The organism is Salmonella sp. 32020114201800008SM (assembly GCF_017572025.1).
Classification (GTDB): domain Bacteria; phylum Pseudomonadota; class Gammaproteobacteria; order Enterobacterales; family Enterobacteriaceae; genus Salmonella; species Salmonella enterica.
In genome coordinates, this window is sequence record NZ_JAGEQM010000002.1 from 643,452 (window position 1) to 656,580 (window position 13,129).

The window sequence follows — 13,129 nt, forward strand, 5'->3', positions numbered from 1 at the left end:
AAATTGAGAGATTTCTTCTTCTGTCGTCTGGCGGGAGAATAGAGAATCGGGCCTTTGCGCCTGTATGTTGCGGAGAAAAAGCATGGCGGGGAATGACCGCGAGCCGATTGGACGTAAGGGGAAACCGTCACGTCCTGTGAAACAAAAGGTGAGCCGTCGTCGGCAGCATGACGACGATTATGATGATGACTATGAGGATGAAGAACCGATGCCGCGTAAAGGTAAGGGCAAAGGGCGTAAGCCTCGTGGCAAGCGCGGCTGGCTGTGGCTATTGCTAAAACTGTTTATCGTTTTTGTGGTGCTGTTCGCCATTTACGGCGTCTATCTGGATCAAAAAATCCGCAGCCGTATCGATGGCAAGGTCTGGCAGCTTCCGGCGGCGGTATATGGCCGGATGGTGAACCTTGAGCCAGACATGCCTGTCAGCAAAAACGAGATGGTGAAATTGCTGGAAGCGACGCAGTATCGTCTGGTGACGAAGATGACCCGTCCCGGCGAATTTACCGTGCAGGCCAATAGCATTGAGATGATCCGTCGTCCGTTTGACTTCCCGGACAGCAAAGAAGGGCAGGTGCGCGCGCGGCTGACGTTCAGTGACGGGCGTCTGGAAACCATCGTCAATCTGGATAACAACCGCCAGTTTGGCTTCTTCCGTCTCGATCCGCGGCTTATCACCATGCTTTCTTCGCCAAATGGCGAGCAGCGTTTATTCGTCCCGCGCAGCGGTTTCCCGGATCTGCTGGTCGATACGCTGTTGGCGACGGAAGACCGTCATTTCTATGAGCATGATGGCATTAGTCTTTACTCTATCGGGCGTGCGGTGCTGGCCAACCTGACGGCGGGACGCACGGTGCAGGGGGCCAGTACGCTGACCCAGCAGCTGGTGAAGAACCTGTTCCTCTCCAGCGAAAGATCATACTGGCGTAAAGCGAATGAAGCCTACATGGCGCTGATCATGGATGCCCGTTACAGTAAAGATCGTATTCTTGAGCTGTACATGAACGAGGTCTACCTCGGTCAAAGCGGGGACAATGAAATTCGCGGTTTTCCGCTGGCGAGCCTGTATTACTTTGGCCGTCCGGTAGAGGAACTGAGCCTCGATCAGCAGGCGTTACTGGTGGGGATGGTAAAAGGGGCGTCGATTTATAACCCGTGGCGTAACCCGAAACTGGCGTTGGAGCGTCGTAACCTGGTGTTACGCCTGTTACAGCAGCAGAAAATCATCGATCAGGAACTCTATGACATGCTGAGCGCGCGTCCGCTTGGCGTACAGCCGCGCGGCGGCGTTATTTCACCGCAGCCAGCGTTTATGCAGATGGTTCGTCAGGAACTGCAGGCGAAGCTGGGGGATAAAATTAAAGATCTCTCCGGCGTGAAGATCTTCACCACCTTTGACTCCGTGGCGCAGGATGCCGCAGAAAAAGCCGTTGTCGAAGGTATTCCGGCGTTGAAGAAGCAGCGTAAATTGAGCGATCTGGAAACCGCGATGGTGGTGGTGGATCGCTTTAGCGGCGAGGTGCGCGCGATGGTTGGCGGGGCGGAGCCGCAGTATGCCGGCTATAACCGTGCCATGCAGGCGCGCCGTTCCATCGGGTCGCTGGCGAAACCGGCGACCTATCTGACCGCGTTAAGTCAGCCGAACTTATACCGTCTGAACACCTGGATTGCCGATGCGCCGATTTCTCTGCGCCAGCCGAATGGTCAGGTCTGGTCGCCGCAGAACGACGATCGTCGCTACAGCGAAAGCGGGAAAGTGATGCTGGTGGATGCGTTAACTCGCTCAATGAACGTACCGACGGTCAATCTGGGGATGGCGTTAGGTTTACCGGCGGTAACCGATACCTGGACGAAGCTCGGCGTGCCGAAAGATCAGCTCAATCCGGTTCCGGCGATGCTGTTAGGGGCGCTGAACCTGACGCCGATCGAAGTGGCGCAAGCGTTCCAGACTATCGCCAGCGGCGGAAATCGCGCGCCGTTATCAGCGCTGCGTTCGGTTATTGCGGAAGATGGTAAAGTGCTGTACCAAAGTTATCCGCAAGCTGAACGCGCCGTACCGGCACAGGCGGCTTACCTGACGCTCTGGACAATGCAGCAGGTCGTCCAGCGTGGTACGGGGCGTCAGCTTGGCGCGAAATATCCGGGTCTGCATCTGGCGGGTAAAACCGGGACGACAAACAACAATGTCGATACCTGGTTTGCCGGTATCGACGGCAGCCAGGTGACTATCACCTGGGTAGGCCGTGATAACAACCAGCCAACGAAATTGTACGGCGCCAGCGGCGCGATGGCGATTTACCAGCGCTATCTGGCGAACCAGACGCCGACGCCTTTAGTTCTGACGCCGCCGGAAGATGTGGTGGATATGGGCGTTGATTACGACGGTAATTTTGTCTGTAGCGGCGGTATGCGCACTCTGCCGGTCTGGACGGACGATCCAAATACGCTGTGCCAGCAGGGCGAGATGATGCAGCAGCAACAGCAGCCGTCAGGCAATCCGTTCGATCAGTCGTCTCAGCCGCAGCAGCCTGCGCAGCAACAGCCGCCGAAAGAAGAGAAGAGCGACGGCGTTGCCGGCTGGATTAAGGAGATGTTCGGCGGCAATTAATCACGGTAATAGTACCGGGTGGCGCTGTGCTTACCCGGTCTACACCGTTACGACCCCATTATGTGCGACGTAGGCCGAATAAGGCACTTACGTCGCCATCCGGCAAATCCCCTATAAATAACATTTCAGTCTAATTTATTAACCCTTCCTTTTCATCTGGTTATTTCTTAACCCCTTAGTTTTCGTAGGGCCGCGTATCGCTTGCCATTGCGACGATATTTCGCCTATCATGCTGCGGTTATAATAATAATTATCGTTTACGTTATCATTCACTTTCATCAGAGATATACCAATGGCGCGTCTTAAAACTGCTCAGCCAAACTCCTCACTGCGTAAAATCGCAGTTGTAGTAGCCACAGCGGTTAGCGGCATGTCTGTCTATGCACAGGCGGCGGTTCAACCGAAAGAAGAAACCATTACCGTAACCGCAGCGCCTGCCGCGCAGGAAAGTGCCTGGGGACCGGCTCCGACCATCGCCGCGAAGCGTTCCGCCACTACCACCAAAACTGATACACCTATCGAAAAAACGCCACAGTCGGTTTCGGTGGTCACTAACGAAGAGATGCAGATGCATCAATTCCAGTCAGTAAAAGAAGCGTTGGGTTACACGCCGGGCGTAACGGTAAGCAGTCGCGGCGCTTCCAATACCTATGACTTCGTGATTATCCGTGGCTTCTCTTCCGTCGGCCTGAGCCAGAATAACTATCTGGATGGCCTGAAATTGCAGGGTAACTTCTACAACGATGCGGTTATTGATCCCTACATGCTTGAGCGTGTTGAGTTGATGCGTGGCCCAACGTCCGTCCTCTACGGTAAGAGCAACCCGGGCGGTATCATTTCGATGGTTAGCAAGCGGCCGACTACTGAGCCGCTGAAAGAAATTCAATTCAAAATGGGAACGGACAATTTGTTCCAGACCGGTTTTGATTTTAGTGATTCCCTGGATGACAACGGTGAGTTCTCATATCGTCTGACGGGACTGGCGCGTTCGACAAATGAGCAGCAAAAGGGTTCTGAGTCGCAGCGCTATGCGATTGCGCCCTCTTTTACCTGGCGTCCGGATGAGAAAACGAATTTTACGTTCCTTTCTTATTTCCAGAACGAACCAGAGACCGGCTACTACGGCTGGCTGCCGAAAGAAGGAACGGTTGAACCGTTACCGAATGGTAAACGCTTGCCAACAGATTTTAATGAAGGGGCGTCAAACAACACCTATTCTCGTAACGAGAAAATGGTGGGATACAGTTTCGAGCATGGCTTCAACGACACCTTTACCGTGCGCCAGAATTTACGTTTTGTCGAAATGAAAACCGCGCAAAAAAGCGTCTATGGCACGGGGATTGCGGCGGACGGACATACGCTTAACCGCGGTACTATCGTTGACAACGAGCGTTTACAGAATTTCAGCGTAGATACACAACTGGAAAGTAAATTCGCGACCGGCGATATTGATCATACGTTGCTGACGGGTGTCGATTTCATGCGTATGCGTAATGATATTAACGCGACGTTTGGTAGCGCGCCGTCAATCGATCTCTACAACAATTACCATCCTGAATACTTTGCTTTCGGCGGCGCTGAGCCGTACCAGATGAACGAAAGTAAACAAACAGGCCTCTATGTTCAGGATCAGGCGGAATGGAATAAGTGGGTATTTACTCTCGGCGGCCGCTATGACTGGTCTAAACAAGCGACAACGGTGCGTCAGAATTCCACTACGCCGACAGAAGGATATATTGAACGTAATGACCACCAGTTCACCTGGCGCGGTGGCGTAAACTACGTATTCGATAATGGAATTTCACCTTACTTCAGCTATAGCCAATCTTTCGAGCCAAGCGCCTTCGATTTGTGGAGCACCCCACGCGTTTCTTACAAGCCGTCAAAAGGCGAGCAATATGAAGCAGGGGTGAAATATGTACCGAAAGACATGCCGGTTGTTGTTACGGGTGCCGTTTATCAGCTGACCAAAACCAATAACCTGACCGCCGATCCAACCAACCCATTAGCGCAGGTGCCGGCAGGCGAAATTCGTGCGCGAGGTGTAGAGCTGGAAGCCAAAGCAGCATTGACGGCTAACATCAATATGACGGCGTCTTACACTTATACTGATGCTGAATACACGAAAGACACTAATCTGAAAGGGAATACGCCAGAGCAGGTGCCTGAACACATGGCGTCGTTGTGGGGCGATTACACCTTCAACGAAGGTCCGTTGTCAGGTTTAACGCTGGGAACAGGCGGTCGTTTTATTGGTTCCAGTTACGGCGATCCGGCTAATAGCTTCAAGGTAGGCAGCGCAGCGGTGATGGATGCGGTCGTCAAGTACGATCTGGCGCGTTTTGGTATGGCGGGCTCCAGCATTGCGGTTAACGTTAATAATCTGCTCGACCGCGAATACGTCGCCAGCTGCTTCCAGACGTACGGCTGTTTCTGGGGCGCAGAACGTCAGGTCGTTGCAACGGCAACCTTCCGTTTCTAATTTCTTTTTGGGCACGGCTTGCCGTGCCCGTTTTACAAGTTGGCTGCGATGCAGGAAAACCACATTCATTCCGATACCACCTTTGCGCTGCGAAGCGTCGCCTTTCGTGTGCCGGGCCGCACGCTTTTACACCCTCTCTCGTTAACGTTTCCCGCAGGTCGCGTCACCGGACTTATCGGTCATAATGGTTCCGGTAAATCCACGCTGTTAAAAATGCTGGGCCGCCATCAGCTGCCTTCCGAAGGGGATATTCTGCTCGACAATCAGCCGCTGGCGAGCTGGAGCAGCAAGGCGTTTGCCCGCAAAGTTGCCTATCTGCCTCAACAATTGCCACAGGCGGAAGGAATGACGGTGCGCGAACTGGTGGCGATTGGCCGCTATCCGTGGCACGGCGCGCTGGGACGCTTTGGCGTCGCGGACCGGGAAAAAGTAGACGAGGCGATTACGCTGGTCGGCTTAAAACCGCTGGCGCATCGTCTGGTAGACAGTCTTTCCGGCGGCGAGCGCCAGCGCGCGTGGATTGCCATGCTGGTCGCGCAGGACAGCCGTTGTCTGCTGCTGGATGAGCCGACGTCAGCGCTGGATATCGCCCATCAGGTGGACGTGCTGGCGCTGGTGCATCGTTTAAGCCAGCAGCGCGGGCTGACGGTGGTTGCGGTGCTGCACGATATCAACATGGCGGCCCGCTACTGTGATTATTTAGTCGCGCTACGCGGCGGTGAAATGATTGCGCAAGGAACGCCTGCGGAACTGATGCGCAGTGACACGCTGGAACAGATTTACGGTATCCCGATGGGTATCCTTCCGCATCCGGCGGGCGCCGCACCTGTGAGTTTTGTGTATTAATGCGTGATTTATATCCTCTTACTCGCCGCCGTTTATTAACGGCGATGGCGCTCTCGCCGCTGCTGTGGCAAATGAATACGGCGCAGGCTGCCGCTAGCGATCCCCGCCGGATTGTGGCGCTGGAGTGGCTGCCGGTTGAGCTGCTGCTGGCGCTCGGTGTTACGCCGTATGGCGTGGCGGATGTGCCAAATTATAAGCTGTGGGTTAGCGAACCGCCGTTGCCGGATTCGGTGATTGATGTGGGTCTTCGCACTGAACCCAATCTCGAACTACTGACGGAGATGAAGCCGTCGTTTATGGTCTGGTCGGCAGGGTACGGCCCCTCGCCGGAGAAACTGGCGCGGATCGCGCCGGGGCGCGGGTTCGATTTTAGCGACGGCAAAAAGCCGCTGGCGGTGGCCCGACGCTCGCTGGTTGAACTGGCGCAGACGCTGAATCTGGAAGCTGCGGCAGAAAAACATCTGGCGCAATACGATCGCTTCATCGCCAGCCAGAAGCCGCATTTTATCCGCCGCGGGGGGCGTCCGTTACTGATGACGACGCTTATCGATCCGCGGCATATGCTGGTGCTCGGCCCGAATTGCCTGTTCCAGGAGGTGCTGGACGAGTATGGCATTGTCAATGCCTGGCAGGGTGAAACCAACTTTTGGGGCAGTACGGCGGTTAGCATCGATCGGCTGGCGATGTATAAAGAAGCGGATGTGATCTGCTTCGATCACGGGAATAACACCGATATGAACGCGCTGATGGCAACGCCGCTGTGGCAGGCCATGCCGTTTGTCCGCGCCGGGCGCTTTCACCGGGTGCCCGCCGTTTGGTTCTATGGCGCGACCCTCTCCACGATGCACTTTGTCCGCATCCTGAATAACGTGTTGGGAGGCAAAGCGTGAGCAGAAAACGTGAAATGCCGGATGGCGGCGCGAAAAGCGTCTTATCCGACCTACGGTTCGGGCGCTTTGTAGGCCGGATAAGGCGAAGCCGCCATCCGGCGTTGCTGTTATTGGCGCTGTTTGTTGCCGCCTGCTGGCTGACATGGGTTAACTTCTCCGTTGCGCTACCGCGCAGCCAGTGGCAACAGGCTATCTGGTCACCGGATATCGACATCATTGAGCAGATGATTTTTCATTACAGCCTGCTGCCAAGACTGGCGATTTCGCTGCTGGTGGGCGCGGGGCTTGGGCTGGTAGGCGTCCTGTTCCAGCAAGTATTGCGTAACCCGCTGGCGGAACCGACCACGCTGGGCGTGGCGACCGGCGCGCAATTGGGGATCACGGTGACTACGCTATGGGCGATTCCCGGCGCGCTGGCGACGCAGTTTGCCGCCCTGACGGGAGCCTGCATCGTCGGCGCGCTGGTGTTTGGCGTGGCGTGGGGCAAACGCCTGTCGCCAGTGACCCTGATCCTCGCCGGGCTGGTGGTCAGCCTTTACTGTGGCGCAATCAACCAGTTACTGGTGATTTTCCACCACGATCAGTTGCAAAGCATGTTTTTATGGAGCACAGGAACGCTAACGCAAACCGACTGGAGCGGCGTGCAGCGTCTGTGGCCGCAGTTGCTGGGCGGTGTGATGCTCACGTTATTGTTGTTACGCCCGATGACGCTGATGGGGCTGGATGACGGCGTTGCGCGTAATCTGGGTCTGGCGCTGTCGTTAGCGCGTCTGGCGGCGCTGTCGCTGGCGATTGTGTTGAGCGCTCTGCTGGTCAACGCGGTGGGCATTATCGGTTTTATCGGCCTGTTTGCGCCGCTGCTGGCGAAAATGCTTGGCGCAAGACGTCTGCTGGCGCGCCTGATGCTGGCGCCGCTCATTGGGGCGCTTATTTTGTGGCTATCCGATCAGATTATCCTTTGGCTCACCCGCGTATGGATGGAGGTTTCCACCGGGTCAGTGACGGCGTTAATCGGCGCGCCGCTGCTCCTGTGTCTGCTGCCGCGGCTTAAAAGCATTAGCGCGCCGGATATGAACGCCAGCGATCGTGTGGCAGCGGAACGTCGGCACGTTCTTGCTTTTGCCGTTGCCGGTGGCGCGCTCCTGCTGCTGGCAACATGGGTCGCCCTCTCTTTTGGTCGCGACGCGCACGGCTGGACGTGGGCGAGCGGAACGCTGCTTGAAGAACTGATGCCGTGGCGCTGGCCGCGGATACTGGCGGCGTTAATGGCGGGCGTCATGCTGGCGGTGGCGGGCTGCATTATTCAGCGTCTGACCGGTAATCCAATGGCCAGCCCGGAAGTGCTGGGGATCAGTTCCGGAGCCGCGTTTGGCGTGGTGTTGATGCTGTTTTTGGTGCCGGGGAATGCCTTCGGTTGGCTACTGCCTGCCGGAAGCCTGGGCGCGGCGGCGACACTGCTGATTATTATGATAGCCGCCGGGCGCGGCGGTTTCTCGCCGCAACGGATGTTGCTGGCGGGGATGGCGCTCAGCACCGCGTTTACCATGCTGCTAATGATGCTCCAGGCGAGCGGCGACCCGCGGATGGCGGAAGTATTGACCTGGCTCTCAGGATCTACCTATAACGCCACTGGCGGGCAGGTTACGCGAACCGCGATCGTGATGGTGATTTTGCTGGCACTTGTGCCGTTGTGTCGCCGCTGGTTAACGATTTTGCCTCTGGGCGGCGATGCTGCGCGCGCGGTGGGCATGGCGCTTACGCCGTCGCGTATCGCGCTGCTGGCGCTGGCGGCTTGTTTGACAGCAACCGCGACGATGACCATTGGGCCGCTGAGTTTCGTTGGACTGATGGCGCCGCATATTGCGCGGATGCTCGGTTTTCGCCGGACGATGCCGCATATGGTCATCTCGGCGCTGGCAGGGGGCGTTTTACTGGTCTTTGCCGACTGGTGCGGCAGGATGGCGCTATTTCCGTATCAGATCCCGGCGGGACTGCTTTCAAGCTTTATTGGCGCGCCGTATTTTATCTATTTGCTACGTAAACAGAGCCGGTAAAAAAAGGCTGTGCCACATTTATGTCGGGTGGCAGCCATGCTCAACCCGACCTACAAATTACACAATATCAATATGTTGTGGCAATATTTTGTAGACCTAAAAATAGCTGAACGCTATCAGGTGCGAGAGCTGTCCTGTCACGTTTTATCGAGGGAATTCTGCTTTTATTTTCAGCAAGAAGCAGGTGTTATTTCTGTATCGATAAGTCATGTGCTATTTCAGTGGCGCGCTGCTGTCTTCTGAACAGGGTGACTAATTTCAACATATCCAGGCCCGAAACGTTGATGATAAATTGCGGCATGATCTATTCAATAATAAGAATTACCGGTTTCGGTATTAAGCCTTTTTAAATATTAAGATGTGGATGCCGCATCTTTAATGCATCTCGTAAATCAATTTTAATTTAATAATAAATTTTCATTATAAAACTTCGATAATAAAATATTATTTTTTTATCGAAGTAATAAAAAACAACTCTATTAAAATAAATTAATTGCCACGAGTAAACAAAAAAAATGTAATTTAGCATTTTTTGTTTTTTTTAATGAAATTTATACCAAAAATAAATGTTACGCGTCATTGCTATATATTCAGTACTGTAATTCTGATCTTTTTTTATTCATTTTGACATGTTTATTGCTTTTTTGGCTCTCCCGTCTTGCTTGCTTTGTTTGTTTTTTGAACGGTAAAAATATTTATTATTTAATTCTGATAATCCTTTAAATAAAAAACACTTGTCTTTGGGTTTTTAATGGAAAATACTTCACCGCGCCTAAGGGATGTTATTTATTAACGTGTTGTTTGCTTCTTTTGAATGTTGCATCGGCAATTTCATAACTCGTCATATAATATATATCTACTAATATAAACATGGGGTATTGAGTATAACTCCGTGTGAATAGCGTAAAAATACTCACCAACTTTTAATAAGGATGAAAAATGAATACAGCAGTAAAAGCTGCGGTTGCTGCCGCACTGGTTATGGGTGTTTCCAGCTTTGCCAATGCTGCGGGCAGTAATACTGGTACGGTGACTTTTACCGGTACTATTGAAGATTCACCGTGTTCAATTGTGGTTGGCGACGAACACCAGACCGTTAACCTGGGCCATATCGGTACCGGTTCTCTGATGGGCGGTAAAGAATCTTCAAAAGTCGATTTCCATATCGGTCTGGAAAACTGCGCATTCACCACTGAGAAAGAAGCGTCTACCGTTTTCTCTGCCATCGGTAACGAATCCAGCGCTAATCCGGGTAGCGTTGCGCTGATGCGTATCGGCGGCGGCGAAATGGCGGGTTCCAGCATTGTCATCGGCAACCACCTGGGTTCCGCGATCAAATTGGGCGACGCTTACAGCGAAAATCTGACGATGAACGGCAGCGTTGCGGCGGCGAAACAGACTCTTAACTTCAAAGCCTGGGTGAAAGGCGATTCCGCTGCCACCACTATCGATACCGGCGAATTCAGCAGCACCGTAAACTTCACGATCAGCTATCTGTAAGTGAAATATCATCCTGCGGCAGTCTGCCGCAGGATAATGCTTAAAGTAAAAAAATAGATTATATATTTCAGGGATAGATTGTCTGATGGCTCACTATAAAAAATTTCGTCTGAGCACGCTTGCGGCCGTGGTGGGTATTGTTCTGGCTGTCGGTCCGGAAAATAGCTATGCGGAAGCGCCCATTCAATTTAATACCCGATTTCTTGATGTTAAAGATGATGCCAGCCTGGATCTCTCCCGTTTTTCCCGTAAAGGCTACATTATGCCGGGGAGCTATCATCTCCAGGTGCTGGTCAATCAGAGTCAAATTGCCCAGGATAATGTTATTACGTATTCCGTTGATAATAACGATCCTGATAACACCTATCCCTGTTTATCGCCTGAACTGGTATCGCTGCTGGGGTTAAAACCTGAAATAGCAGATAAAATGATCTGGATAAATGCCGGTCAGTGTCTGCAACCAGATCAACTGGAAGGGATGGAAACCCAAACGGATTTAAGCCAGTCAACGCTGACGGTGATTATTCCGCAGGCGTATCTGGAATACAGCGATGAAGAGTGGGATCCACCTTCCCGCTGGGATGAAGGGATTCCCGGCGTGTTATTTGACTACAACGTTAACAGCCAGTGGCGACATGCTGAACATGATGACGGCGATGAATATGACATCAGCGGCAACGGCACGGTGGGTGCCAACCTCGGCGCGTGGCGTTTGCGCGCGGACTGGCAGGCTAACTATCGTCACGAAAATGACAGCGAAGATAAAGACAACTTTGGCTCCAGTTCCGAACAGAACTGGGACTGGAACCGCTATTACGCCTGGCGGGCGATCCCGCAGCTCCGGGCGCAGCTAACGCTGGGCGAAGGATCGCTGGAATCCGATATTTTCGATGGCTTTAACTATGTTGGCGGCAGCCTTATCACCGACGATCAGATGTTACCGCCTAATCTGCGCGGCTACGCCCCGGATATATCAGGCGTGGCGCGCACCAACGCCAAAGTCACCGTGACCCAGCGCGGGCGGGTGATTTATGAGTCGCAGGTTCCGGCAGGGCCGTTTCGCATTCAGGATATTAATGAAACGGTATCCGGCGATCTACACGTCAAAATTGAAGAACAAAGCGGTCAGGTGCAGGAATATGACGTCAGCACCGCCTCCATTCCGTTTCTGACCCGTCCCGGCCAGGTGCGCTACAAGTTGGCAGCCGGGCGACCGCAGGACTGGGATCACAATATGGAAGGCGGCTTTTTCACTTCAGCCGAAGCCTCCTGGGGGATCGCTAACGGCTGGTCGCTGTACGGCGGTGCCATCGGTGAGCAGGATTATCAGGCGCTGGCGTTAGGACTGGGGCGCGATCTGGCGCTGCTGGGCGCGTTTTCCGTCGATGTCACCCATTCCCGTGCGACGCTGCCAGAGGGTAGCGCCTACGGCGACGGCACCATTCAGGGTAACTCGTTCCGTGCCAGCTACGCTAAAGATTTTGATGATATAGACAGCCGTCTGACGTTTGCTGGTTATCGCTTTTCCGAAGAAAACTACATGACGATGGACGAGTTTATCGATACGCATAATGACGATAACGATCGTCAGCGCACCGGCCACGATAAAGAGATGTATACCCTGACGTACAGCCAGAACTTTTCGGCAATAAACGTCAACGCCTATATCAACTACACCCATCGCACCTACTGGAATCAACCTAACCAGGACAGCTATAACCTGACGCTGTCGCACTATTTCGATGTCGGTGAGGTGCGCGGGATCAGTCTGTCGGTGAACGGTTTTCGCAACGAATATGACAATGAGCGTGATGACGGCGTGTACGTCTCGCTCAGTATTCCGTGGGGCAACAACCGCACGCTGAGCTACAACGGCTCCTTTAGCGATGACAACAACAGCAATCAGGTCGGCTATTACGAGCGCATTGACGATCGCAATAACTACCGGATCAACGCTGGTCGCGCGGATAACGGTGCGACTCTCGACGGCTACTACCGTCATCAAGCGAGCTATGCCGACATTGACGTCAGTGCGAACTATCAGGAAGGCGACTATACCTCCGGCGGACTGAACATCCAGGGCGGCGCGACGCTGACTGCTAAAGGCGGGGCGTTGCACCGCACCAGCGTCAACGGCGGCTCGCGGCTGCTGGTGGATGTCGGCGATGAAGCGAACGTACCCATCTCCGGCTACAGCACGCCGGTATATACCAACGCGTTTGGTAAAGCCGTCATTGTCGACGTCAACGACTACTACCGCAACCTGGTGAAAATCGACATTACCCAGTTGCCGGAAGACGCGGAAGCAACTCTCTCCATCGCTCAGGCGACCCTGACGGAAGGGGCGATCGGTTATCGCCGCATGGAGGTGCTCAGCGGTAAAAAAGCCATGGCCAGTATCCGCCTGCGCGATGGCGGCACGCCGCCCTTCGGTGCAGAGGTTTACAACAGTCGCCAGCAACAGTTAGGGATCGTAGGTGAAGACGGCAGCGTTTATCTGATCGGCATTAATCCCGGCGAGCGGTTGCAGGTGACATGGGAAGGTAAAACGCAGTGTGAAGCGGCGTTGCCCGATCCGCTGCCGGGCGATCTGTTTAGCGGCCTGCTGCTGCCGTGCATCGGCGACGCTTCATCACCTGAGGCAACGCAGCCCGAAGAGAAACCATTACTCCAGCTTCATACGCAGCGGCGGACGTCTTCAACGCAACCCGAAGCGCTCTCTTCTCGTTATCCAACACATTGATTCAGGAAA

Annotated in this window: 7 protein-coding genes; all 7 read left to right on the plus strand. The window is 53.9% G+C overall.

The features are described 5' to 3' along the window. Positions 1-82: 82 nt before the first annotated feature. The 7 genes from mrcB to J4613_RS09075 all read left to right on the plus strand — a co-directional run bounded on the left by mrcB (position 83) and on the right by J4613_RS09075 (position 13,120). On the plus strand, positions 83-2,605 hold the full coding sequence (gene mrcB / locus J4613_RS09045) for a bifunctional glycosyl transferase/transpeptidase (RefSeq protein ID WP_000918127.1): 2,523 nt from the start codon (positions 83-85) through the stop codon (positions 2,603-2,605). 292 nt (positions 2,606-2,897) lie between these two features. After that, positions 2,898-5,087 (plus strand): ferrichrome porin FhuA, encoded by a 2,190-nt coding sequence (gene fhuA / locus J4613_RS09050; protein ID WP_111742455.1) that lies wholly within the window; start codon positions 2,898-2,900, stop codon positions 5,085-5,087. 48 nt (positions 5,088-5,135) lie between these two features. Next, positions 5,136-5,933, plus strand: a complete 798-nt coding sequence (gene fhuC, locus J4613_RS09055) for a Fe3+-hydroxamate ABC transporter ATP-binding protein FhuC (RefSeq protein ID WP_001157197.1) — start codon at positions 5,136-5,138, stop codon at positions 5,931-5,933. After that, positions 5,933-6,823, plus strand: a complete 891-nt coding sequence (gene fhuD, locus J4613_RS09060; protein ID WP_111742454.1) for a Fe(3+)-hydroxamate ABC transporter substrate-binding protein FhuD — start codon at positions 5,933-5,935, stop codon at positions 6,821-6,823. Before fhuC ends, fhuD begins: the two co-directional genes overlap by 1 nt. A 14-nt stretch (positions 6,824-6,837) precedes the next feature. After that, the gene (fhuB, locus tag J4613_RS09065) at positions 6,838-8,877 is read left to right on the plus strand and encodes a Fe(3+)-hydroxamate ABC transporter permease FhuB (protein ID WP_111742453.1); all 2,040 of its coding nucleotides are present in this window, start codon (positions 6,838-6,840) and stop codon (positions 8,875-8,877) included. 939 nt (positions 8,878-9,816) lie between these two features. After that, positions 9,817-10,377 carry a fimbrial major subunit StfA gene (gene stfA / locus J4613_RS09070; RefSeq protein WP_001090554.1) on the plus strand — a complete coding sequence of 187 codons (561 nt, stop codon included), beginning with the start codon at positions 9,817-9,819 and terminating at the stop codon, positions 10,375-10,377. Between the two features lie 85 nt (positions 10,378-10,462). Next, positions 10,463-13,120, plus strand: a complete 2,658-nt coding sequence (locus J4613_RS09075; RefSeq protein ID WP_111742452.1) for a fimbrial biogenesis outer membrane usher protein — start codon at positions 10,463-10,465, stop codon at positions 13,118-13,120. Positions 13,121-13,129: the final 9 nt, after the last annotated feature.